This is a genomic window from Pseudomonas sp. GW822-FHT07A10, from assembly GCF_058798795.1.
Map to the genome: position 1 here is coordinate 76,823 of NZ_JBXAKV010000017.1, position 20,350 is coordinate 97,172.

The window sequence follows — 20,350 nt, forward strand, 5'->3', positions numbered from 1 at the left end:
TTCAGACCGCAATCCGCAGACGTGTCTGCTTCAAGGGTTAGAGTCGACAGGGCGGTTGAAAGTGCAATGGAATGCCGGAATCCTGACGCGACGTCTGGTCGGCACTTCAGTGAAGGTCGGGTGTAAGGTAGCTAAGTGGACCCTGGACTATCACTGCCGAAATGGAGGTGACTAATGAGCGTTCCGATGCTGACCAAAATGCACATGAACGGCTATGACGTACTCAGCGTGAACAGTGGCCCGTGGCGGGTGTGCACCAAAGGTGACCGGCTTGGATCCTTTGGCAGCCGAGAAGAAGCACTGGCCTATGCGGCTGCGCTTCCCGCCTACAGAGCCCGGTCGGGCAGATCATCGCGTAGCCACAAATCAGACAAATAGTGCGCCTGAAGCCCCGGTACGCCGGGGCTTGTACCCGCTTGTACCCGCTTGTAGCAGCTGCCGAGCCCGCGAGGCTGCGTTCGGCTGCGAAGCAGTCGTGAAATCATACGGCGCGGTGTATCAGGTACACCTCATTTGCAGGATTTGCGACGGCTTCGTCCGAATGCGGCCCACACCGAACGCAGCCTCGCAGGCTCGGCAGCTGCTACAGGTCAGTAACCACCACCCATCCCGCCCGTGGACGGGGAATACTCTCTGGCTTTTCGTTGGACACGACTCCACTCGGCGCAGGTCATGAAGGCTTTATGGTCGACTTGGCCCCTGCCATCAAAACTGACGCTATACGGCTGCTGATTGCCGGCCTGGGTCAGTTTGTAATCGAAGCAAGTGCCTGGCTCTACCGTGCGATCGGTGATCGATAGCGGTTTGCCGCCAATCTGCTCGACCTGATCCTTGGTCATGCCGGCTTCGACCTTGGCCACCAGCGGCTGGTCCCGGTAAATTTGTGATTCGGTGTTGCAGCCACCTGTCGCCGCCAGCACGGCGATCAGCGCGCATAGAGGCTTGTTCATGGCAATGCTCTCTAGTGAACTTTCGTTCGAGTGATGGTTTTTGCTTTCACTTCTTCAGCATAGCCCGCCAGCCGCTCTTCATCGCCCTGGAACAAGGAGCACAGCCTGAGCGTCGCCTCTGCGTCCACATCATTGCCGGCCAGGCGCAACTGCTCTGCGATGCGCAAAAGCTCTACCGCCGACCACCTCAGATCCGACGCCACACCTTGCAGATCGCGCCGTAGTTGCTGTTCATATTCGTTAAGCCACATGATGACCTCCTGCAATTCCCCGCTACGAAATAGTAATCCCATTTACCTCGATGGAGCGTTATGTTCGTCTGATCCAAAGAGAGTCGAAATCATGCAACAACCTGCCTACCAACTGCTGGAAGTCGCCAACGGCAAGCCGATCAAACTCTGGACCGAAGGCGTGCCGGTTGAAAGCGAAGCCCGGCAGCAACTGATCAATACCGCGAAGATGCCGTTCATCTTCAAGCACCTGGCGGTGATGCCGGACGTGCACCTGGGCAAAGGTTCCACCATCGGCAGCGTGATCCCCACCGTGGGCGCGATCATTCCGGCGGCCGTGGGCGTGGACATCGGCTGCGGCATGATCGCCGCGCGCACCTCGCTGACCGCTGCCGACTTGCCGGATAACCTGCATGGTCTGCGCACTGCCATTGAAAAGGCCGTGCCCCATGGCCGCACGTTGAGCCATGGCCGCCGTGACGAAGGCGCCTGGGAACGCGTTCCACAGCAGGCCGATCAGGCCTGGGCGGCGCTGAATCCTCGGTTCAAGGCGATCATCGACAAGTACCCGAAACTCGCCAGCACCAACAACCGCCATCACCTGGGTACCCTCGGTACCGGTAACCACTTCATCGAGGTCTGCCTGGACGAGGCCAATCGCGTCTGGTTCATGCTGCACAGCGGTTCTCGCGGCGTTGGCAATGCCATCGGTACGCTGTTCATTCAATTGGCCCAGGCGGACATGCGCCAGCACATCGCCAACCTGCCGGACCGTGACCTGGCCTACTTCAAGGAAGGCAGCCGGCACTTCGATGACTACGTCGAAGCGGTGGGCTGGGCTCAGGACTTCGCCCGGCAGAACCGTGCCTTGATGATGCAAGCGGTGATTCACGCGGCGCGGCAGGTGATCCGCAAACCTTTCGAGGTTGCGCTGGAGGCTGTGAACTGCCATCACAATTACGTGCAGAAAGAGCGGCATTTCGGCGAAGACATCCTGGTCACCCGCAAAGGCGCGGTGTCGGCGCAGAAGGGCGAGCTGGGGATCATTCCCGGTTCCATGGGGGCCAAAAGCTTCATCGTTCGCGGCCTCGGCAACGAGCAATCGTTCTGTTCCTGCAGCCACGGCGCCGGTCGCACCATGAGCCGCACCAAAGCCAAGAACACCTTCACCGTCGCCGACCAGATCCGCGCGACCGCCCATGTGGAATGCCGCAAGGACGCGGCGGTCATCGATGAGATCCCGATGGCCTACAAGGACATCGACAAAGTCATGCACGCCCAGCGTGATCTGGTGGAAGTGCTGCACACGTTGCGACAGGTGGTGTGCGTGAAGGGGTAGGGATGGGAGGTATTCCGCTGGTCGGGAAAATCAACGGGAGTGGACAGCTCTGCTGTCGTATGGAGGTAGTGATCTATTCGCTGGGGCGAGGTATCTCAAATGACGGCGACTGATGATTTCAGACACCATGCGCATGAACTGATCGCGGACCTGGATGCGGCCACCACGGAAATGATGAAGTTGATTTCAGCCCATCAGCTCAGTGGGCCGGAATGGGAACGGGTCACGAAATGGCAGCATGAAGCGTACGAGCGGTGGATGAAGTATCTGAATGCGAGTTCGTATACCGATTCCGGCTCGGGGGTCGATCCGGGGCAGGGCGAGGCCTCTGTATAGGAGCCTCTGTATAAGAAAGCTCCTTTATAGCGGCGTAACCCCAGCGTTTGCTGGATGTCTGCCCAAGTACAGGCTACATTTCCCGTTTTTCAGGATAGAGAAGCATCATGCGGATGTTGATAGCGGGAGTAGCGGTGGCTGCGTTGGCGGGCTGTTCATTGCCCGCATCCCTGGTGCCCGGTGAGCCCAATGTCAGCAAATACAGCGATAAGGCGCCCAAGGAATATGCCGGGTGTGTATTGCCATTGTGGCGTCAGGAGATTGCGGGAACGACGCAAACCGCGATTTCCAATGGCTATCGGATTACTGCACCGAGCGTCATCACAGCTGACGAAATTCTGGATATCGTGAAGTCGAAGGATGGCAGCCGGGTATCGCTTTACCAAGGGCCGCCATGGGCCAAGTCAGGAGCGTTGCGCCAGGCTGTTCGGGATTGTCTGTAACGGCTTCTTCAGTAGATGACTCAAAAATAGTGTGGATATTTAATGAGTTACGAGATTTAGTAACTGGATAGTGAATTAAAATATCTTGTTACAGATCAATTGATTGGGTAGTATTGCCCCGCGTTCACCACCACGGTTTATGCATTTTTAAAGCCCAGGCGTCCATCAGCTGCCTGGGCTTTTTTTTTGTCTGGCATTTAGGGATGGCTTACAAGCACGCTGCCGGCAGAGCGCCAGCAGCGTTGGTGATGAGGTGGGTAAGCGCTATTGCTGCCTGTTGTTACCCGGCCGGATCAGCCTTGCGCCGATCACTGCCAGAAGGATTGCCAGTGTTTATAAGCCTCCTCTCGACCAGGACATTTCGCAGGGCCTGGCGTGCCGAAGGATCCAGTTGATGTTCTCTCTCCTTGAGTTCAAGCAAGATGGGGCTGGACCAGCCACGATAGGTTTGCTCGGTAATACGAGTAGGCGTCATCTATCTCTCCCTTGTGAGTCGCCCGACAACACAGTGGGCGAAGTCCTGTGCGATAAAAATCCTAGTCGAGGAAACGATTTGTCGCCAGCGATTGGCAGTGCCGACTGTCCTGCGCAACGTAGGTTGTTGGTGATTCGGGCGTAAACTGAAAAGGATACCTCATCAAAAGGAGCCGCATATGATCGCCGACCAAACGATTAGACAGGCGTCGGAGCAAAGCACTGTTTGGGACCAATATTTCTGTGCTGCGCTGATTGCCGAAAGCCATCTGACGGCACCGGTGGTAGGAGAAACCACCCACGAAGACAGGCAAAACATGCTGATTCAAAGGGCCAAAGCGCTTGCCGACAAGATGCTTGAAAACAGAAGATAAAACGGAGCCCGGCCATTGCGCCGGGCTCTTCACTTATCGGCCCTTTGACAGGTCACCTGGCCAGGCTGTCACTGGGCGGCGCGATGGACTGATCCGGTTTTTTGGGGCGCTGAGTTCTTTGTTCGTGGATCGTCTACAGTTGGTAATTCATGGATACGGAGATCGAACATGAAGTGCTTAATTTGTCACGCTGTCTCTAACACTGTTCATGTGGCTGAAGACTGGTCAGAAGTTGCATGCTCGGCTGGCTGTGGACGCTTCAGGGTCTCGGCCAACCTGATTAAAAGCATGAAGGGCAGGAACGAATCCTTTGACATCGAGCGCACAAGACAATGGCTCAAGATGTCCCGCAACGACGAGCCGGTGCCGTTGATATCCCGCTATGACTACAACGTTGCCTTGTTGCATCGCGACACCGGGGAGAAGTCGGTCATCGCGCCGAGTCGCTCCAGGCAGCCGCTGACGTCGGATTAGATTCCGCCCGGTTGTAACGCCACCCTCGGTAGGCGCTGCCCAAGGCTGCGATCTTTTGATCTTCAGCGGTTCCTGAACGATCAAGAGATGCAGCAGCTGCCGAGCGACGCCTAACGTTCGACCGTCATGTAAAAACAAGCAACCTCCTTGGATCGCCCGTGTCGATATCAACATATCCGCGCTATTCGTCATCACACCTGTCCAGGTTGTCAGCGTTTATGGCGGGCTGAAAGCGGCTATAGCTGAATGTTCAGGAGGTGGTTATGAACTGTCCGCTGTGTGGCAATACTAATGCGCTGGAAGATCGTTCGTTCGGGGGCGGATTGCGCATTCATTGCGAACCGTGTGGTGGTTTCTATCGAATTTCATCGACCCTGCATGCCTTGGCTGAAGGAAAGTCTTATGACACCGAGCTCGCTCGAACCCGCCTGAAGAAGAAGCGTGAAACCGGCAAATTGGAGGATCAAGAGCCGGCGCTAGGCCCGGAAGACAAAGACCTACTCATTGAGCCGGGCTAACGTGTCGCGCAACGCGAATGCAGTTCAACGAAGGGTGCGTTGCGTGGGGAAGGGGCAGCGACTATTTACAGAAGGACTCGCCTGGCCTTGAAGCCGAATTTCCAACGGATTCCAGGTCAGGCGAGCGTGTCGGATCCATGGGGCTGTAATCCTGATGAACACTTGAACGGCTCATTATCCAATCGGTTAATGAGCCTGTGCCACGCCGCACAAAACAGTCGCGGCGGCGGACTGAGATCGTGTGCTGGCAATGTTTCCCAGCGATACGACGCCAACCAGACGCTTGTCTCGGTTAAGCACGGGCAGGCGACGGAGGTGGACGTCCGCCATGTTTCTAGCGACATGCTCGATGTCTTCATCCTCATAGCAATAGCGGATGCCGCCACTCATTATTTTACTGATAGGGGTTGTTCCGGTGAGTCCTTCGGCGACGGCTCTGATGGCGATGTCCCGGTCCGTGATCATGCCAATCAGGCGCTCTTGCTCTTCAACCATAATGGCGCCGCTATCGATCCTGGCCATCATGCTTGCAGCCTCCTGGATCGTCTGGCTTGGTTTGGCTGTTAAAACATCTTTCGTCATAACTTCCGAGATCTTCATGAAAAAGACTCCTTTTAAAGGGATGCTTCAGTGATTACTGACTGTCTATTTTTCGACTTGGAGGGGATGTACAGGGTTCAGAATGTTTTGTCTCCGCTCGTCATCGTGGTGAACCGGGATTCTCCAGCGCCGCTCATTGAGCGGCGTTTTCGTATTCGGGCGTTGCTCAAGGAGCAGCGCAACACCGCAAACGTGCGAGAGGGCAGGCGGCTTCGGATGGATGGTTGAGTTTGTAACTTGCTCGATACAAATATGAATCTGTATCATTTAGTTTCAATTTAAGGGTGCGAGGGAGTGCATTGCCCACATAAAAATAAGGTCCAGGTAATGCTCAAAATGCTACTCGTGTACGGTCATCTGATTGCCACCTGTATTGCTCTGGGGAGGGTGCTGCAGGCAGATCAAAAGCTATGGAGCTGGCGCAGGGATGTGTTGAGCCAGGTGCAACGTGAGTATCTCGACGAGACTCAAAAAATCGTCACGCTCGCGCTATTGGCTCTTTGGGGAAGTGGCTTGCTGCTGGTGCTCCAGGGTTACCTCTATGAGGGGACCACGTATCTGCTCAATCAAAAGCTCTGGGCCAAGGTGAGTGTCGTCGCACTGCTTAGCCTCAACGGCGCTTTGTTGCATCGGATCGGTTTCCCACTGCTGCAGAAGGCGCCCTTTGTCTTGTTACACAGCTGCGCCCGTAATCGCCTTGCACTGTTGGGTGCGCTCTCCATGAGTGGCTGGTTATTTGCCGCATTCCTGGGGGTGGCTCGAGCGTGGAATCACGTGCTGCCTTACTTGCATGTGATGGGGGCTTTTGCCGCGTTTTCGCTAGTGGCTTGTGCAGTGGCGTGGATAGTCGCCAGCACAGCAGGCGCTATGGATGATGAGTGGTCGCGCACTGGCAGTGAGTAAAACCTGATTATGCCGGACGCAGGCTGTTCAGGTTTATTCAGAATTGTGTTCGGGACACAGGGCGCAACTCTGGATAGAGTTCTCACCGCTCACCCAGCTTCGGCTCTTTACCAAGCACGGAGTGCTAGGCCTTGGTTGGGCGAGCACCCATTTTTGATTGTTCTCGACAGAGAGAATGACGGCTCACGCGAAACCGTGCTCCCTTCAGGCACCGTCCCTGAGCAACTGGCTGAACGCCTCCAGCTCACTTTTTTCCACATCGGAAACCAGCACGAAGCGCATGTGATTGGTTTGCCAGGACACCACGTTAAAGCCACGAATCGTCTGGGTCTGCCGCGGCTTGTCTGCCTCCGGCACAGGCAGGATAAACACATTGATGATGTGTTTGGCCCTCCCGTAACTCAGGGCTGCCGTGGTCTGGTGTTGCAGATAATCCAGCCGCCCGCCCAGTAATGGAAACCCCTGCGCCGAGTAATCGAATACCGGCGGCGAGAAGTCGAGTTTGCCGGTGAACCAGGGCTTCACGGTGTGGCGGTCGGAGGACACCACATCGTTCAGATGCTCGCCCATCAACGAGCGGACATGGCTGGAGACAGCCTCGTCCATCAGCGGTTGCTCGCTGCCCGGCGTCATCACATAAAGCACCGCTGCCAAGGCCAGCGCCGCCGTAGAAAACGTCGGAGCGAACCATTTCCGCCAGCGCTCGACGGCGCGAGTCGCGGGAGCACCCGTGGCAAACACGCCGGCCGCTAACGATGCCGGCGCCGGGTAATACGGCGCCTGGCGCTTCACACTGACCTTCAGCAGTTTCACTTCATCATGCAGCCGCGCGCACTCGGCGCATGCGGCCAGATGCGCAGCCACATCCGCAGCCGTCGCAGGATCGAGTTCCTGATCCAGATAACCATGCAGCCGTGTCTGGCAAACCGTGCAGTCGAGTTCATTCATGATCGTGCAACTTCAGTAATTCGAGCTTGAGCATCGCGCGCCCCCGGGCCAGTCTCGACATGACGGTGCCGATGGGGATATCGACCACCAAAGCGATGTCCTTGTAAGGCATGTCTTCGAGTTCTTTCAGCACAATCACCTCACGAAACACCGGCGGCAGGGCGCACAGCGCTTGCTGGATCAGCGCCGCGTTTTCCGTGTGAATAGCCAGCAATTCCGGGGTCTGGCTGTGGCTCAGCGCCCCTTCGTCATCGCCAATGTCGTCATCGAAAGCAACCCAATGGCGCCCGGCCGAGGCTTTGAGCCAGGTGTAGCTTTCATTGCGCACGATGGTCAGAAACCAGGCCTTGGCGTTGCCATCGGCGAAACGCTGCAAAAACCTGAAGGCGCGCAGGGCGCTTTCCTGCACGACATCGCGTGCCGCGGCGTCGTTGCCAGTGAGCCAGCGCGCGAGGTTGTAAGCGGCGTCCAGATGGGGCGCAATCAGGTCCTCAAATCGCTTCATAGTGGCTTCCGCACTGTCACACCCCTATAACCGTGATGCGTGGTCTTTTATTCCCTGAAAAGAATTTGTTTTCCAACGCGGAATAAACACTCGTCCCGCAAGGTTTACCTCGTGTCAGCTACATCACTGTAGTCCGCTTGCGAGGACATACCGATGGACATTCAATCAACCCCCCCAGTGCACACCGACGACTTGCTGAACCCTGACCGCCGAACGCTGCTCAAGTGCTCGGCGTGGGCCGGGGCAGGGGTCATCTGGGCCCTGAGCGGCGGCATTCCCCGGGCCTTTGCGCTGGATGAGGCAGGCAACGTCGCCGACCCCAAGGCACTGGCCAGCACGTTTCACTTCGTGCAGATCAGCGACTCGCACATCGGCTTCAACAAGGAAGCCAACCCGGAGCCGGCAAAGACATTGCAGGTGGCGATCGACAAGGTCATCAAGCTGCCAAAACCGCCGTCGCTGATTCTGCATACCGGCGACATTACGCACCTGTCCAAGCCTGAGGAGTTCGACACGGCGGCACAGTTGCTCAAGGGCCTGCCTTCCACCGTGCATTACGTGCCAGGTGAACACGACACCCTCGATGAGGGCGGCGGCAAGCTTTACCTGGAGCGATACGGCAAGGGCACCAAAGGCAACGGCTGGTACAGCTTCGATGACCACGGGGTGCATTTCATCGCACTGGTAAACGTCTTCAACTTCCAGGCCGGTCACGAAGCCACCCTTGGGGCCGATCAACTGGCCTGGCTGGCCGATGATTTGCGGGCAGTGAAGACCAGTACACCCATCGTCGTGTTTACCCACATTCCGCTGTGGACGATTTATCAGCCGTGGGGCTGGGGCACCGAGGATGGTGATCAGGCGATTGCGATGCTGCGCAAGTACGGTTCAGTGACGGTATTGAACGGGCACATCCATCAGGTTATCCAGAAAGTCGAAGGCAACATCACCTTCCACACCGCCCGTGGCACGGCTTACCCACAACCTGCACCGGGTGCGGCGCCGGCACCGGGGCCGATGACGGTGGCCGCCGATCAATTGCGCAATTATCTGGGGATCACCGATGTGCGAGCGACACAGGGCGATCATCCGCTGGCGCTGATTGATTCGACACTGGTCTAGGGGAGGGCGGTCAGATGAAAACGCGACTGTTGGCGGTGGTGTGCCTGATGCTGTCGATGCCGGCGTGGGCTCAGGAGGTGAAGATCGATATCAAGGAGTTCATGTTTGCACCCAAGGATTTGACCGTGGCCGTGGGCACCAAAGTGACGTGGGTGAATGACGACCAGATTCCGCACACGGTGGCAGAAACCCACAAGGTGTTTCGCTCGGGGGCGCTGGATACGAATGACAGTTTTTCCTGGGTGTTCAATACGCCGGGAGAGTTCGAGTATTTTTGTGCGCTGCACCCGCAGATGATCGGGAAGATTGTAGTCACCCAGTAAACAAAGGGCGCTGGAGGGTTAAAAGACCGCAGCCCTCGACTGTTCCGACGTCTGCCGGCTCACTCAGCAGGTATCCCCAGAAATGACAAAGCCCCGAATAATCGGGGCTTTGTCGTACGGAATCTGCTGGCGGTACAGTTCAAGGAAGAGCCGCTTATTTCGTAGTTGGCTGCTTCGTACTGTCGCCCGCGTTGGCAGTCGTCACCCAATTACGCGTCTTTGGCGCCAATAATCGCTCGATGGCGCCACTCACCATGTTTTCCATCAAATTATCGCGCTCTTGTTCATCCAGCGAATAGTGCATCAGCCAACTGGGCGCGCTGTTGAGCAAGGCTGCAATGGCTCGACCTGCGGCCCGTTGCGCCGGTTCGCTCACGCGGGGTTTGGCTCCGAGCATCAGCAGCAATTTGCGTTCGTATTGCTCGCGCAAGTGGCGAACCTGTTCCTGCTGCTCCTCGTTGAGGCAGCCACTGTCGCGCTCCGCCAGTCGAAAATGCCAGGGCATTTCCTGGTACAGATTCAGGTGGGCGCGGATCAGGCTGTTGAGCCTGTCGCGTTTTGCCGGCGCCTGTTGCTCAAGGCGCCCCAAGGTTGCCAATAACTCCTCGTAGAACTCCTCGATCAAGTCGAGCAGCAAGTGCTGTTTGCTGGGGTAATGGTGATACAACGAGCCTGGGGTGAGCCCCAGGCTCGTCGCCAGCTCACGCATGCCGACCTGACCGAAACCCTTGCTGGCAAACAGCTCCAGCACCTTGCCCCGGTACTCGGCAAACCGTGAGCAACGCTCAGGCATAGGCATGGAAGCCACGTCCCGTTTTGCGCCCCAGGTAACCAGCGGCGACCATTTCCTTGAGCAGCGGTGCAGGGCGATATTTGCTGTCATTGAAGCCGTCGTAAAAGGCTTCAAGAATGGCCAGCACCGTGTCCAGACCGATCAGATCCGCCAGAGCCAGTGGCCCGATCGGCTGGTTGCAACCCAGGCGCATGCCGGCGTCGATGTCTTCGGCGCTGGCCAGGCCTTCCTGAAACACCAGGATCGCTTCATTGATCATCGGCACCAGAATCCGGTTGACCACGAATCCCGGACGATTGCCCGCGGTGATCGCGGTCTTGCCGAGGGCTTTTGCCATGTCCAGCGCCAGGGCGTGGGTGGCATCGCTGGTTTGCAGGCCACGAATCACTTCGATCAGGCCCATCACCGGCACCGGGTTGAAAAAGTGCAGGCCGATGAAACGCTCAGGCTGGCTCACGCTGGCGGCGAGTTGGGTGATGGACAGCGACGAGGTGTTGGAAGCGATCACGCACTCGGCGCTGACCTGAGCGGCGATCTGTTGCAACACGCGCAGTTTCAGATCGAGGTTTTCGGTGGCGGCTTCGATCACCAGTTGCGCGTTCAGCAGGCTGCCGTAATCAGTGCTGGTGCGAATCTTGTCGAGGGCGGCGAGCTTTTGCTCCTGCGTCAGCGCGTCCTTCGCGACCTGCCTATCAAGGTTTTTATCGACGGTCGCGATTGCCCTTTGCAGAGCACTCTCGGAAATGTCGATCAAGGTTACGTTGAAGCCGGCCAGGGCGCAGACTTGCGCGATGCCATTACCCATGGTACCGGCGCCGATAACTCCAATGTTCTGTAGGTTCATGCGTATGTCCTTGTGATCAAACCCGCTCGAACAACACGGCGATGCCTTGGCCACCACCGATGCACATGGTCGCCAGGGCATAACGGCCCTGACAGCGGTGCAGTTCATGAATGGCTTTGGTGGCGATGATCGCGCCAGTGGCGCCCACCGGATGGCCCAGCGAGATGCCCGAACCGTTGGGGTTGACCTTCTGCGGATCGAAGCCCAGCTCTTGCGCTACGGCACAGGCCTGGGCGGCGAAGGCTTCGTTGGACTCGATCACGTCAAGGTCGGCAACGGTCAGGCCGGCGCGCTTGAGCACCAAACGGGTGGCGGGAATCGGTCCCAGCCCCATCATTGAGGGCTCAACGCCTGCGTGGGCATAACCCACCAGTCGAGCCATGGGCTTGAGGCCCTGTTCCTGAACAGTTTGACCGGTGGCCATGATCAGTGCGCCGGCACCATCATTGAGACCAGACGCGTTGCCGGCGGTGACGGTACCGTCCTTTTTGAACGCCGGTTTCATGCGGCTCAATTGCTCGACGTTGACCTCAGCCCGTACATGCTCATCCGTCGCAAACGAAACCGTCCCTTTGCGGGTCGCTACTTCGATCGGCACGATCTGCCCGGAAAAACGCCCCTCGGCAATCGCCCGGGCAGCACGCTGTTGGCTGAGAAGCGCCAACTCATCCTGGGCCTGACGCGTGATGCCATAGTGCTCGGCGATATTTTCAGCGGTGATCCCCATATGGAAACCGGCAAACGGGTCTTGCAGTGCGCCAAGCATGTAGTCGACGGCCTGCATGTCGCCCATTCGTGCGCCCCAGCGCGCCTGCGGCAACAGGTACGCGCCGCGGCTCATGGACTCGACGCCACCTGCCAGCGCAGCGCCCGCATCCCCCAGCATCAAACTTTGCGCGGCACTGACAATCGCCTGCAAACCCGAACCGCAAAGACGGTTGACGTTGAAGGCGGGAGTCTCTTTCGTCAGGCCGGCATTCATCGCTACGACCCGGGAGATGTAGGCATCGCGTGCCTCGGTCGGGATCACATGTCCCATCACCGCGTGGCCGATATGCTCGGGCGCCAGGCCAGATCGTTCGATAGCGGCGCGGCAAACATCGGTTGCCAACTGAATAGGCGGTACATCCTTGAGTGAACCGCCAAAGCTGCCGATGGCAGAACGGACGGCGCTCACTACAAAAATATCGGAATGGTTCATGTTGGCTCTCTTGAACAGGTCTTTTTTGTTGAGCACGAGTCTAGAATCAGCAGCGCCGCTGGCCTATGCCAAAACTGTTCAAGGGTGATGGCGTTTTTTGCCATGTTCAGATGTAACGAGAGAGGCATTCAAATGCGGGAAACGGATTCGGTGGCGGTTTACTTCATGTATCCCATGATCCATGCGTTGCGTGAGAAGCCGCAGCGTCTGCGGTCACTCCTTGAACAGGTGGGAATTGATCCGGCACTGATGGATCAGCCGACAGCACGGGTGCCGGCCACGGCTTTCGCCGCGTTGTGGCTGGCGCAGATTCGTGAGTTGAACGATGAATTTTTCCAGTTGGACTCCCATGGTATGCCGCCGGGCAGTTTTGCCTTGATTTGTCGGGCATTGATTCAGGAGCCGACGCTGGAAAAAGCCATGCGTCAGTGTCTGGCCAATTTCGCCTTGTTCCTGAGTGATTTTCGCGGCACGTTGAGTGTGCGTGGCAAGCGTGCGGTCATCAGCTTGCAGACCCGCTCGCAGAACAGCGAGGTCAGCCGGCTGGGCGAAGAAACGTTTCTGGTGTTGATGATCAGTCTGCTGTGTTGGCTGGGCGGGCGGCGAATTCCCATCGATCGTGCGGACTTTCGTCATCAGCGTTTGTCGCTGCGTGATGACGCCTTGCTCTGGGGGCCCAACCTGACCTTTGGCACCGAACACACCGAAATCGAGTTCGCCAGTCACTACTTGCGGCTGCCGGTGGTTCAGGACCTTGCCTCGCTGAAAGTGTTTTTGCGCACCGCACCGCAATGGCTGGTGATCCGCTTCCGCAACCAGCATGGGCTGGCATCGCAGGTTCATCAGCGCCTGCGCCATAGCCATTACAGCGAATGGCCGACCTTGCAGGACTTCGCCCTGGAACAGCATCTGAGCCCCAGTACCTTTCGCCGGAAACTGGGACGTGAAGGCTGTTCGTATCAGGAAATCAAGGATGAAGTGCGGCGCGGGGTGGCGTTTGAACGGTTGCGCCAGACTAAGGCGAACATCAGCGATATTGCCGAACAGTTGGGGTTTCAGGAGCCGAGTGCGTTTCACCGCGCCTTCAAAAAATGGACGGGGGAGAGCCCGGGGCAATACCGTTTGCGGTTTCAAGGTCGTGATGATTGACCCATCCGGGCAGTCTTTTTGTGGTCTGTTTAGTTCGAGACGTGTTGAGCATTTCGCTCGGATATCTACTCGGCTGCACTCATCCGTGCCGTACGCATCGGGGTGATCTGCGCGAGGTCGTCACCTCTGGCTCTGCCTGCGCCGGTCTCTGCCCGGCGTACTCAGTGGCTGGCCTGATTACCGGTCAGGTGCCTGCTTTGCTACAGATCACACTCCGATGCGCTCTCATTGAGAGGGGCGGGCAGTTATCGTCAGGCTGACGTGACGCTGGTTGTCATGCTCGCACGAAATACGCGATTTCAGAGGTGGGTGATGGAAAGGTCGCTGATGATGCAGACCGAACCGTCTTGCGGGTCAGTGGTGTCGGAGTAATCGATCTGGTTGTACACACCGCCGTGGAAGGCGAGAGTTTTCGTGTCCCAGGTGTTGTCGAGGCGCATGATTGCAGAGGTGGATTTGACGCCATTACAGCTCGCCGAGACGGATACAGCGCCGCTCGAATTGGCGTGAATGTTGATTTTGAAAAGTGCACCGAGTGGCACGTCTTCCAGAATCGTCGTGTTCACCGGGTCTTCCTGGAGATAGCTCGATCGAAATCCCATCGTGATTCGGCCTTTGTTCCAAAACACTTTTACAGGTGGCCTTTCCGAACCCTGAACATGAATCTGGCTGATCACAACCTTCTGCAGCGAGTTGACCTTCGTGACTCGCATTTCTTGTCGGTTCCAGTGGTCAGCAGCGCTGGCGAACAACCAATAGCCTGGCTCTTTCCACTCGCAGCGCGTCCGCAGGGTGCTCTTGCTCGAAGCACCGAGCGTCGGCGCCGTCATTTGCAGCGAGCCATCTGGAAGCATCGAAACAACTTCCGGGCATTCAAGCAGTGCCCGCCAGCCGATCAATTCAAGCGCGATCGGGTTGGTGTCGGAGATTGGAAGCGGTGTAGCGATTGTGTAGTTGCTGATGTCTACGGTCATGGTCATTTCCCTATTTCATTTGATGTCACCCTTTGCTCAGTTGAGCCTTACGTTTGGTGCTGCTAGGCCAGTGATGCGTTGGCTTGAATTGAAATATAGGTATTCCCGTAATTCGTGTCAATGGGTATTCCCATAATTCCGCCGCCCCCACATTCTTATGGTGAGAGGGGGTCTGTATTTGGTGAGATTGGATGCGCTGAAATTCTTCTTGGGAGTGCAGCCACGCGCAGTACGACGAACGCCTCAAGCTCGCCCAGGCATCGAGGAACGGCGTTCAGCAGCGCGTGTATTTGATCTATTTTGCTAAGACTGCACGTTGGAGCCAATTCCGACTTTCTGCTTTGGTGCAGCGTATCGAATCCATGCGCCGGATAAGTGCTTGGGATTTCGAAGGGTCAAAAGGCTTGAAAGCAGCAGAAAACCCGTTCAAGCCGGCAATATCCTGCATTTCAAAATAAAGCAGGTCGCTGAGATATTCGCATTGCTCCAGCCGATCAGCCTCAGTGGTGGGCATCGGCGCCGAGTCAATTTGCTTCTCGAATTCCGTTTTTTCCTTCGGTGCGCTGCTGCAGCCCGAAAGGAGTGCTGCCAGCAAAAGGCCGGCAATCTGTGGCAGGCGTACCTTCACTTCCATTTGAAATACCATTCCTTCAACGCGAATACATCGCCCACCAGAACACATGCCCCAGAATCGAAATCTGCTGCTCCTGGATTTGCTGGAACGTGTAGTCCTCGTCCGGATGCTCGTCTCGGTTAAAGCTTCGCAGGCGAATTCCGGTGGGCGTGCGGTATACCTGTTTGACCCTTAGCTGGCCGTGGTGGTTGATCGCGTACATCTCGCCGTCGACGATATCGCTCAACGTGTTCTTGCCGACGTTGACGCCAACCGTGGCACCGTCGCGCAGCACCGGCAGCATGCTGTTGCCGCTCACCGCCACGCACTTCGCGTTGCTGAACTGAACGTTGTTGTGGCGAAGGTCTTTCTTAAAGAAGCGCAGCCTGGCGCTGGCGCTTTCGGCAATCGCGAATCGGCCGGAGCCCGCTGCTAACTCCACTTCCTGGAGAAATGGCACGTAAACCTCGTCGTCATCGAGCGGGGTTTCGTCATCCCATGCCTCAATGTCTGACATTGCCACGTTTGGTTGAGTGCGCTCAGCGGCTACTGCAACACCTTTAAGCATGTCGCCACTGCCTTCAGCGAGCCACATAGGGGAGACACCACAGACCGAAGCAATCTGAGCAGCAAAGGCCGTTGCCTTCGATTTGCCGCGCTCAAGGTCGGAAATTGATGTCTGCGTGAGGCCGGCGCGCTCGGCAAGCTCGGTCTGGTTCAGACCGGCATGGCGACGGGCGATTTTGAGTCTTTCTTTAAATTCCATCCGCGAAGTATTACGGGCGCTCCCATACTCTTGCAAGTCGGTATTCCTATATTTATGTGGTATGGGTGCTCCTGTATGGGCGGCCCCCCCAAAAAAAGCGCTCAATGTCTGGAAGCATTGTGATCACCACAGCCTGGGTGGGCTCACTAAATTCAGAGCCGTATCATTGGCAGTGGGCTCAGTGGGTTTGTTAGCAGTCGTTTGAGCGAAAGCTGAACTAAGCGAATGTGAAATCCTGCATCTGGAAAGGCCGAGAATATCTCACGTCGCTTCTGTCGTGAGAGTCCAAAAGCAACCGCACCGCGGGAGACGTCGATCCAATCGGCTTTGCGAAATACCTCTGCAAGGTTCTGTGGATCGCTATGGGACCGAGTTATTTTATGGTGGTTGCGAATGATCAAGATAATTTCTTGCGCCCAATCCAGCTTGTCGATTTCCTGAAGGAAATCTTCTGCCAATTGCTCTGACGGGGGCAAATAATCAAACGTCTTGGCCGTCCATATACCAAGATCATGAAATACCCCGGCCAAAACTATCTTTTCTAGATTCACAGCGTCCAGCGTACTAAGCGAGCAACAAAAGTTGATGACTCGGTACACATGATTTCGGTATCCGGTGAAGTCATTGCCGAGGTGTCCGGCATAGCGCTGAAGCAGTTCGTCCAGCAGCTCAATGTTGGTGAGCACTGTTCCATCCTCCTTGTTTGGAGGGGCTACTTTATAGGCTTGGATGCCTTGCATAAAGGCGCCCAGTGGAGAATGCGAAATTGCACTCCACTTGAACACCCGTTTGCATCGACCTGACCAGTCATTTGCATTCGTTCTGACCACCGATTGCATCGGATTTGAGCAGCACGCTTTGCAACCATGTTCGGCAGAAAACGGCCAGAAGCGGTCAGCGGATGCGCCTGGAAGACGAGTTGATTCAATGGGCATCAGAAATGACGGTGCGTGCGGACACGATGGCTGATATCTTTCCTGCGCACCAAATCGCGTCCAGTCGACGCTGATCCGATCAAGGAAGATAGAAACAATGAAAGTGTTATTCATCGCTTCGCTAGGAATTGTATCGCTGATTCAAACATCACTATCCTTCGCGGATAATGTTAATGGAAAAAATCTCTATTTACAGCGATGCACCATGTGCCACGGAGTAGATCTCAAAGCAACAGGGCCATTGGCTAATAAAAGCAATCCTCCTACACCTGATCTAACAACATCCGCTTTCAAAAAACGATTAAATGATTATCCGGGCGTAATTGTGTCATCGATAATACTTCGTCCAAATGGAGACTTGATTCCAAGAACTTTGCGAGAGAATGGCGTAAAGCTATCGCCGTACGCTTGGAGGATTAAAGATCTACGCGATTTAAATGAATACATGGGTGGTGTGATTTCAAAAAATCGATGATTTTAGAGATGAGAGGCAGGCACAGAAATTTAAAAACCATTTCAGGTTTGAGGGTTTGTGGGGCAATGCCGGTGAGCCAGTCGGCCTCGCGCGGGCACATCGCTAATGAACAATCTCCGATTAATACAAGCTAACCTCCAGCGATGCTTGTATCCCGTCGAACGCTCGACATTCCCCCGCGATTTGCAAGAGGGGAGATCGAGCGTCCTGTCGTTTTACCAAACGCCCTTTTCCTCAAAGACTCAGGCAGTTAGGCCCCCTGGCCAAATCGCGTACAGCGTGCTCACCCGCTCCTGCCCCGAACCCTCCGCTGACTTCCCGGGGCTTCGCCCGCCACTCTGCCGAGCTCTCGGTCGCAGCGTCGTCCACCCTGTGATACGGAGAGTCACTGAAGGCTTGATTCACCCGTTTCTGGGTCAGTTCTCAATCAGCGCCAACAATCCAATTGTCCTTGCGCACGACTGCTGAAGATCATCAGCAGCTCGCTCAGTGTATGCGGCGGCGGTTCGGCAGTGCGGGTCACTGCGTACAGGGTGATCGGCAGCGCTGGGGCCAGGGGACGAATGGCGGTAGCCCCAGGCGACGCGCCAAGGGCGGTGAAGGGGTCGATCACCGCCAGCCCTGCACCGGATTCGACCATCGCCCTGGCCAGTGAATAGGTTTGCACCGCGATGCTCACCCGTGGCGGCGGCTCTACCGCCTTGAGGTAGCTGTCGAGGCGGGCCGAAAGCGGGTCGGTGCTGGACAGCCCGATCAAGGGCGCATCGGCCAGGGCCATCAACGGCAGCGGCTTGCCTTCATCTTCCTGCGGCCAATAACCTGCCGGTGCCAACGCCACCAACACCCCGCTGGCCAGCGCCTGGGCCTTGAGCGCGGGGTGATCAGGCTGTTGCAGAGTCAGGGCGACATCAATTTCACGCATCAGCAGGTTCTGCACCAGTTCGCGACTGTGGGCGCTGGACAGCTCGCAAGCGATGTCCGGATAACGCTGGGTCCACTCATGAATGGTCGGCGGCAGCAGCGACAGGGCCAGTGCCGGGGTCGCACCGATCCGCAGGCTATGGCCCGGCTCACGGCGCAGGCTTTGCGCCAGGCGTCGCACCCCTTGCAGGCTCTCCGTGACCTTGTCGACCTCGCGCTCCAGCTCCAGCGCTTCGGGCGTGGCCTGCAGTTTACCGCGCACCCGCAGAAACAACGGGAAGCCCAATTGCTGCTCGGCGTGTTGCAGCACCTTGGTCACGGCAGGCTGGGAAACGTGCAGCAGCTGCGCGGCACCGCTGACCGAGCCGGTCTGGCGGATGGCCTGGAAAATCTCGATATGGCGAAGGCGCATGGCAAGTCCATAACCTTTGTTTATGGGTTAGCCATCTTTATTCATTGTTCGACGCCTGTCACCTGGCTCTAACCTCGGGTTCGTCTCAACAACGATTAAGGACTGACATGGCTCAGCATGTATGCATCATCGGCGGTGGCGTCATTGGCCTGGCAACGGCTTACGCACTGGTGCGCGATGGCGTTGACGTGACGCTGGTCGAGGCTCGCGAGTCGCTGGGCAGTGAAACCAGCTTCGCCAACGGCGGCCAGTTGTCCTATCGCTACGTAGCGCCCCTGGCCGACGCCGGTGTGCCATTGCAGGCCATTGGCTGGATGCTGCGCGGTGACTCCCCGCTGAAACTGCGCCCGCGCTTCGATCCTGCACAGTGGCGGTGGATGGCATCTTTCCTTGGTGCTTGCCGCTCCTCGGTCAACCGCGCCAACGCGGCCCATCTATTGCGCCTCGCGCTGTTGAGCCAGTCCACTTTGCAAACCTGGCGTGAAGAGGATGCCTTGGGCGGATTCCACTGGCGGCGCAACGGCAAGCTGGTGACCTTTCGCCAGGCCAGCAGCTTCGAACATGCCCGCAACAGCCTTGCCGCCCCCCGGCAGCAACAGGTGCTGTCGCACGCCGACTGCGCCCGTCTGGACCCGGCGCTGGCGGAGGCGCCCTTTGTCGGCGCCATTTATACCCCGGATGAAGAAGTCGGTGATTGCCACGGCTTTTGCCAGCAACTGGCGGCGCGCTTGCAGGCGTCGGGACGTTGCGAGTTCCGTCTGGGCCAGGCCGTAACCGGAATTCGCCATGCCCATGGCGCGGTGAGTGCGATTGAACTGGGCGACGAAGTGCTGCCGGTGGAGCAGTTGGTCATTGCGGCCGGCCATCGCAGTCCGTTGTTGGCACTGCCCGGAGTCAACCTGCCGCTGTATCCCCTCAAGGGTTATAGCCTGACGGTACCGATCGGCGCTCAGCACCGGGCGCCGGACCTGAGCATCACTGACTACGACCGCAAGATCGTCTACGCCCGGATCGGTGAGCAGTTGCGGGTGGCGGCGATGGTCGACATTGTCGGTTTCGATCCGTCGCTGGACCCCAAGCGCCTGGCCCTGATCAAACGCCAGGCGCGCGATACTTTCGCCAATGCCGGCGACTACGACCAGGCCATTGAATGGGCCGGCATGCGTCCGGCGACCCCCAGCGGCGTGCCGCTGCTGGGCGCAACGGCGTATCGCAACCTGTGGCTGAACCTCGGCCATGGCGCGCTGGGCTTCACCCTGGCCTGCGCCAGTGCTCGATTGCTCAGTGAACTGATCGGCCAGCGCCGCCCCTCCATCGACCTGCAGGGTTTTACGCCCCGTGCGGCTTGAACGCTTACTCCTTAGAAGGACCACCCGATGACCATTAACCGTATCCAGCCCAATCCACGCTTGTCCGGTGCCGTGACCTTTGGCGACCTGGTGTTTCTCTCCGGCCAAGTGCCGGGCGACGCCACCGATGCCGGCGGCCAAACTAGCCAAGTACTGGAAAAAATCGACGCATTGTTGGCCGAGGCGGGCAGCGACAAGAATCATCTGCTCAGCGCGACCATTTACCTGAAGGACATCGGCGAAGATTTCGCAGCGATGAATGACGTCTGGTCTGCCTGGTTGTCGCCCGGCCAGGCACCAAGTCGCACCACCTTGCAGGCCGAACTGGCGCGTCCGCAGGTGCGGGTGGAAATAACCGTTATCGCGGCACGCCGCTAAA

At 57.4% G+C, this 20,350-nt stretch carries 28 protein-coding genes; 14 read left to right on the plus strand and 14 right to left on the minus strand.

From position 1 onward, the window contains the following. Positions 1-174: 174 nt before the first annotated feature. Positions 175-378 carry a hypothetical protein gene (locus tag AC1RL4_RS24455; RefSeq protein ID WP_007941550.1) on the plus strand — a complete coding sequence of 68 codons (204 nt, stop codon included), beginning with the start codon at positions 175-177 and terminating at the stop codon, positions 376-378. A gap of 212 nt (positions 379-590) precedes the next feature. On the opposite strand, the gene osmE is transcribed toward AC1RL4_RS24455, so the two are convergent. Together osmE and AC1RL4_RS24465 are read right to left on the minus strand one after the other, a co-directional pair. Further along, the gene (gene osmE, locus AC1RL4_RS24460) at positions 591-950 is read right to left on the minus strand and encodes an osmotically-inducible lipoprotein OsmE (protein WP_019582785.1); all 360 of its coding nucleotides are present in this window, start codon (positions 948-950) and stop codon (positions 591-593) included. Positions 951-961: 11 nt separating this feature from the next. After that, positions 962-1,201: a hypothetical protein gene (locus tag AC1RL4_RS24465; RefSeq protein WP_018927986.1), complete on the minus strand. Its 240-nt coding sequence runs from the start codon at positions 1,199-1,201 to the stop codon at positions 962-964. 91 nt (positions 1,202-1,292) lie between these two features. Here AC1RL4_RS24465 and AC1RL4_RS24470 point away from each other — a divergent pair, with 91 nt between their 5' ends. The 3 genes from AC1RL4_RS24470 to AC1RL4_RS24480 all read left to right on the plus strand — a co-directional run bounded on the left by AC1RL4_RS24470 (position 1,293) and on the right by AC1RL4_RS24480 (position 3,298). Then, positions 1,293-2,519, plus strand: coding sequence for an RtcB family protein (locus tag AC1RL4_RS24470; RefSeq protein WP_230172041.1), 1,227 nt, complete (start codon positions 1,293-1,295; stop codon positions 2,517-2,519). Between the two features lie 99 nt (positions 2,520-2,618). Then, positions 2,619-2,855, plus strand: coding sequence for a hypothetical protein (locus AC1RL4_RS24475; protein WP_018927984.1), 237 nt, complete (start codon positions 2,619-2,621; stop codon positions 2,853-2,855). A 107-nt stretch (positions 2,856-2,962) separates the two neighbouring features. Next, complete coding sequence (locus AC1RL4_RS24480) at positions 2,963-3,298, plus strand: hypothetical protein (protein WP_018927983.1); 336 nt, start codon at positions 2,963-2,965, stop codon at positions 3,296-3,298. Positions 3,299-3,578: 280 nt separating this feature from the next. Here AC1RL4_RS24480 and AC1RL4_RS24485 read toward each other — a convergent pair whose 3' ends face one another. Beyond that, positions 3,579-3,773 (minus strand): hypothetical protein, encoded by a 195-nt coding sequence (locus AC1RL4_RS24485; RefSeq protein ID WP_081625797.1) that lies wholly within the window; start codon positions 3,771-3,773, stop codon positions 3,579-3,581. A gap of 178 nt (positions 3,774-3,951) precedes the next feature. Between AC1RL4_RS24485 and AC1RL4_RS24490 the strand changes: the two genes are divergently transcribed. The 3 genes from AC1RL4_RS24490 to AC1RL4_RS24500 all read left to right on the plus strand — a co-directional run bounded on the left by AC1RL4_RS24490 (position 3,952) and on the right by AC1RL4_RS24500 (position 5,138). Further along, positions 3,952-4,146: a hypothetical protein gene (locus AC1RL4_RS24490; protein ID WP_018927982.1), complete on the plus strand. Its 195-nt coding sequence runs from the start codon at positions 3,952-3,954 to the stop codon at positions 4,144-4,146. A gap of 288 nt (positions 4,147-4,434) precedes the next feature. Beyond that, positions 4,435-4,620, plus strand: a complete 186-nt coding sequence (locus tag AC1RL4_RS24495) for a hypothetical protein (protein ID WP_172901198.1) — start codon at positions 4,435-4,437, stop codon at positions 4,618-4,620. A gap of 263 nt (positions 4,621-4,883) precedes the next feature. Next, positions 4,884-5,138: a hypothetical protein gene (locus AC1RL4_RS24500; protein WP_019582782.1), complete on the plus strand. Its 255-nt coding sequence runs from the start codon at positions 4,884-4,886 to the stop codon at positions 5,136-5,138. A 186-nt stretch (positions 5,139-5,324) separates the two neighbouring features. Here the strand turns inward: AC1RL4_RS24500 and AC1RL4_RS24505 are convergent, their stop codons facing one another. Then, positions 5,325-5,738, minus strand: a complete 414-nt coding sequence (locus AC1RL4_RS24505) for a CBS domain-containing protein (RefSeq protein WP_018927979.1) — start codon at positions 5,736-5,738, stop codon at positions 5,325-5,327. A gap of 327 nt (positions 5,739-6,065) precedes the next feature. Here AC1RL4_RS24505 and AC1RL4_RS24510 point away from each other — a divergent pair, with 327 nt between their 5' ends. Then, positions 6,066-6,641, plus strand: coding sequence for a hypothetical protein (locus tag AC1RL4_RS24510; protein WP_019582781.1), 576 nt, complete (start codon positions 6,066-6,068; stop codon positions 6,639-6,641). Positions 6,642-6,845: 204 nt separating this feature from the next. Here AC1RL4_RS24510 and AC1RL4_RS24515 read toward each other — a convergent pair whose 3' ends face one another. Then, positions 6,846-7,589 (minus strand): anti-sigma factor family protein, encoded by a 744-nt coding sequence (locus AC1RL4_RS24515; RefSeq protein ID WP_019582780.1) that lies wholly within the window; start codon positions 7,587-7,589, stop codon positions 6,846-6,848. Then, complete coding sequence (locus AC1RL4_RS24520; RefSeq protein ID WP_007941935.1) at positions 7,582-8,094, minus strand: sigma-70 family RNA polymerase sigma factor; 513 nt, start codon at positions 8,092-8,094, stop codon at positions 7,582-7,584. The genes AC1RL4_RS24515 and AC1RL4_RS24520 overlap by 8 nt, the downstream gene beginning before the upstream one ends. A 153-nt stretch (positions 8,095-8,247) precedes the next feature. Between AC1RL4_RS24520 and AC1RL4_RS24525 the strand changes: the two genes are divergently transcribed. Then, the gene (locus tag AC1RL4_RS24525; RefSeq protein ID WP_019582779.1) at positions 8,248-9,216 is read left to right on the plus strand and encodes a metallophosphoesterase family protein; all 969 of its coding nucleotides are present in this window, start codon (positions 8,248-8,250) and stop codon (positions 9,214-9,216) included. Positions 9,217-9,230: 14 nt separating this feature from the next. Beyond that, positions 9,231-9,539, plus strand: coding sequence for a cupredoxin domain-containing protein (locus tag AC1RL4_RS24530; protein ID WP_007941931.1), 309 nt, complete (start codon positions 9,231-9,233; stop codon positions 9,537-9,539). A 154-nt stretch (positions 9,540-9,693) separates the two neighbouring features. Here AC1RL4_RS24530 and AC1RL4_RS24535 read toward each other — a convergent pair whose 3' ends face one another. From AC1RL4_RS24535 to AC1RL4_RS24545, 3 genes are read right to left on the minus strand one after another with little or no spacing between them, the layout of a single operon-like run. Beyond that, positions 9,694-10,338 (minus strand): TetR/AcrR family transcriptional regulator, encoded by a 645-nt coding sequence (locus AC1RL4_RS24535; RefSeq protein ID WP_230172045.1) that lies wholly within the window; start codon positions 10,336-10,338, stop codon positions 9,694-9,696. Next, positions 10,325-11,176 carry a 3-hydroxybutyryl-CoA dehydrogenase gene (locus AC1RL4_RS24540; protein WP_230172047.1) on the minus strand — a complete coding sequence of 284 codons (852 nt, stop codon included), beginning with the start codon at positions 11,174-11,176 and terminating at the stop codon, positions 10,325-10,327. Before AC1RL4_RS24540 ends, AC1RL4_RS24535 begins: the two co-directional genes overlap by 14 nt. A 16-nt stretch (positions 11,177-11,192) precedes the next feature. Next, a complete protein-coding gene (locus AC1RL4_RS24545) occupies positions 11,193-12,377 on the minus strand; it encodes an acetyl-CoA C-acyltransferase family protein (protein WP_064617060.1) in 1,185 nt (394 codons plus the stop codon). 132 nt (positions 12,378-12,509) lie between these two features. Between AC1RL4_RS24545 and AC1RL4_RS24550 the strand changes: the two genes are divergently transcribed. Beyond that, positions 12,510-13,526, plus strand: a complete 1,017-nt coding sequence (locus AC1RL4_RS24550) for an AraC family transcriptional regulator (RefSeq protein ID WP_230172048.1) — start codon at positions 12,510-12,512, stop codon at positions 13,524-13,526. Positions 13,527-13,825: 299 nt separating this feature from the next. On the opposite strand, the gene AC1RL4_RS24555 is transcribed toward AC1RL4_RS24550, so the two are convergent. The 4 genes from AC1RL4_RS24555 to AC1RL4_RS24570 form a co-directional block, all read right to left on the minus strand. Continuing rightward, positions 13,826-14,500, minus strand: a complete 675-nt coding sequence (locus AC1RL4_RS24555; RefSeq protein ID WP_026286569.1) for a polysaccharide lyase family 7 protein — start codon at positions 14,498-14,500, stop codon at positions 13,826-13,828. A 295-nt stretch (positions 14,501-14,795) separates the two neighbouring features. Then, positions 14,796-15,134, minus strand: a complete 339-nt coding sequence (locus AC1RL4_RS24560; protein WP_019582774.1) for a hypothetical protein — start codon at positions 15,132-15,134, stop codon at positions 14,796-14,798. 16 nt (positions 15,135-15,150) lie between these two features. Then, the gene (locus AC1RL4_RS24565; RefSeq protein WP_019582773.1) at positions 15,151-15,879 is read right to left on the minus strand and encodes an XRE family transcriptional regulator; all 729 of its coding nucleotides are present in this window, start codon (positions 15,877-15,879) and stop codon (positions 15,151-15,153) included. A gap of 152 nt (positions 15,880-16,031) precedes the next feature. After that, the gene (locus AC1RL4_RS24570) at positions 16,032-16,928 is read right to left on the minus strand and encodes an HD domain-containing protein (protein ID WP_230172049.1); all 897 of its coding nucleotides are present in this window, start codon (positions 16,926-16,928) and stop codon (positions 16,032-16,034) included. On the opposite strand from AC1RL4_RS24570, the gene AC1RL4_RS24575 reads away from it, so the two are divergent. After that, positions 16,912-17,289, plus strand: coding sequence for a c-type cytochrome (locus AC1RL4_RS24575; protein ID WP_081625796.1), 378 nt, complete (start codon positions 16,912-16,914; stop codon positions 17,287-17,289). The genes AC1RL4_RS24570 and AC1RL4_RS24575 overlap by 17 nt on opposite strands. A 427-nt stretch (positions 17,290-17,716) precedes the next feature. Here the strand turns inward: AC1RL4_RS24575 and AC1RL4_RS24580 are convergent, their stop codons facing one another. Then, complete coding sequence (locus AC1RL4_RS24580; protein ID WP_019582771.1) at positions 17,717-18,622, minus strand: LysR family transcriptional regulator; 906 nt, start codon at positions 18,620-18,622, stop codon at positions 17,717-17,719. A gap of 107 nt (positions 18,623-18,729) precedes the next feature. On the opposite strand from AC1RL4_RS24580, the gene AC1RL4_RS24585 reads away from it, so the two are divergent. Further along, complete coding sequence (locus AC1RL4_RS24585; protein ID WP_019582770.1) at positions 18,730-19,971, plus strand: D-amino acid dehydrogenase; 1,242 nt, start codon at positions 18,730-18,732, stop codon at positions 19,969-19,971. Positions 19,972-19,998: 27 nt separating this feature from the next. Then, entirely contained in the window at positions 19,999-20,349 is a 351-nt protein-coding gene (locus tag AC1RL4_RS24590) for a RidA family protein (RefSeq protein WP_019582769.1), read from the plus strand. The last annotated feature ends 1 nt before the right edge of the window (position 20,350 follow it).

What these genes read in the sequence shown, in the direction of transcription:
- AC1RL4_RS24505 (WP_018927979.1), bottom strand. Translation starts at nt 5,738, where the DNA reads ATGAAGATCTCGGAAGTTATGACGAAAGATGTTTTAACAGCCAAACCA.
- AC1RL4_RS24475 (WP_018927984.1), top strand. Translation starts at nt 2,619, where the DNA reads ATGACGGCGACTGATGATTTCAGACACCATGCGCATGAACTGATCGCG.
- AC1RL4_RS24535 (WP_230172045.1), bottom strand. Translation starts at nt 10,338, where the DNA reads ATGCCTATGCCTGAGCGTTGCTCACGGTTTGCCGAGTACCGGGGCAAG.
- AC1RL4_RS24555 (WP_026286569.1), bottom strand. Translation starts at nt 14,500, where the DNA reads ATGACCGTAGACATCAGCAACTACACAATCGCTACACCGCTTCCAATC.
- AC1RL4_RS24585 (WP_019582770.1), top strand. Translation starts at nt 18,730, where the DNA reads ATGGCTCAGCATGTATGCATCATCGGCGGTGGCGTCATTGGCCTGGCA.
- AC1RL4_RS24560 (WP_019582774.1), bottom strand. Translation starts at nt 15,134, where the DNA reads ATGGAAGTGAAGGTACGCCTGCCACAGATTGCCGGCCTTTTGCTGGCA.
- AC1RL4_RS24495 (WP_172901198.1), top strand. Translation starts at nt 4,435, where the DNA reads ATGAAGGGCAGGAACGAATCCTTTGACATCGAGCGCACAAGACAATGG.
- AC1RL4_RS24485 (WP_081625797.1), bottom strand. Translation starts at nt 3,773, where the DNA reads ATGACGCCTACTCGTATTACCGAGCAAACCTATCGTGGCTGGTCCAGC.
- AC1RL4_RS24455 (WP_007941550.1), top strand. Translation starts at nt 175, where the DNA reads ATGAGCGTTCCGATGCTGACCAAAATGCACATGAACGGCTATGACGTA.
- AC1RL4_RS24480 (WP_018927983.1), top strand. Translation starts at nt 2,963, where the DNA reads ATGCGGATGTTGATAGCGGGAGTAGCGGTGGCTGCGTTGGCGGGCTGT.
- AC1RL4_RS24590 (WP_019582769.1), top strand. Translation starts at nt 19,999, where the DNA reads ATGACCATTAACCGTATCCAGCCCAATCCACGCTTGTCCGGTGCCGTG.
- AC1RL4_RS24570 (WP_230172049.1), bottom strand. Translation starts at nt 16,928, where the DNA reads ATGAATAACACTTTCATTGTTTCTATCTTCCTTGATCGGATCAGCGTC.
- AC1RL4_RS24525 (WP_019582779.1), top strand. Translation starts at nt 8,248, where the DNA reads ATGGACATTCAATCAACCCCCCCAGTGCACACCGACGACTTGCTGAAC.
- AC1RL4_RS24540 (WP_230172047.1), bottom strand. Translation starts at nt 11,176, where the DNA reads ATGAACCTACAGAACATTGGAGTTATCGGCGCCGGTACCATGGGTAAT.
- osmE (WP_019582785.1), bottom strand. Translation starts at nt 950, where the DNA reads ATGAACAAGCCTCTATGCGCGCTGATCGCCGTGCTGGCGGCGACAGGT.
- AC1RL4_RS24510 (WP_019582781.1), top strand. Translation starts at nt 6,066, where the DNA reads ATGCTCAAAATGCTACTCGTGTACGGTCATCTGATTGCCACCTGTATT.
- AC1RL4_RS24545 (WP_064617060.1), bottom strand. Translation starts at nt 12,377, where the DNA reads ATGAACCATTCCGATATTTTTGTAGTGAGCGCCGTCCGTTCTGCCATC.
- AC1RL4_RS24515 (WP_019582780.1), bottom strand. Translation starts at nt 7,589, where the DNA reads ATGAATGAACTCGACTGCACGGTTTGCCAGACACGGCTGCATGGTTAT.
- AC1RL4_RS24465 (WP_018927986.1), bottom strand. Translation starts at nt 1,201, where the DNA reads ATGTGGCTTAACGAATATGAACAGCAACTACGGCGCGATCTGCAAGGT.
- AC1RL4_RS24565 (WP_019582773.1), bottom strand. Translation starts at nt 15,879, where the DNA reads ATGGAATTTAAAGAAAGACTCAAAATCGCCCGTCGCCATGCCGGTCTG.
- AC1RL4_RS24530 (WP_007941931.1), top strand. Translation starts at nt 9,231, where the DNA reads ATGAAAACGCGACTGTTGGCGGTGGTGTGCCTGATGCTGTCGATGCCG.
- AC1RL4_RS24520 (WP_007941935.1), bottom strand. Translation starts at nt 8,094, where the DNA reads ATGAAGCGATTTGAGGACCTGATTGCGCCCCATCTGGACGCCGCTTAC.
- AC1RL4_RS24470 (WP_230172041.1), top strand. Translation starts at nt 1,293, where the DNA reads ATGCAACAACCTGCCTACCAACTGCTGGAAGTCGCCAACGGCAAGCCG.
- AC1RL4_RS24575 (WP_081625796.1), top strand. Translation starts at nt 16,912, where the DNA reads ATGAAAGTGTTATTCATCGCTTCGCTAGGAATTGTATCGCTGATTCAA.
- AC1RL4_RS24580 (WP_019582771.1), bottom strand. Translation starts at nt 18,622, where the DNA reads ATGCGCCTTCGCCATATCGAGATTTTCCAGGCCATCCGCCAGACCGGC.
- AC1RL4_RS24490 (WP_018927982.1), top strand. Translation starts at nt 3,952, where the DNA reads ATGATCGCCGACCAAACGATTAGACAGGCGTCGGAGCAAAGCACTGTT.
- AC1RL4_RS24550 (WP_230172048.1), top strand. Translation starts at nt 12,510, where the DNA reads ATGCGGGAAACGGATTCGGTGGCGGTTTACTTCATGTATCCCATGATC.
- AC1RL4_RS24500 (WP_019582782.1), top strand. Translation starts at nt 4,884, where the DNA reads ATGAACTGTCCGCTGTGTGGCAATACTAATGCGCTGGAAGATCGTTCG.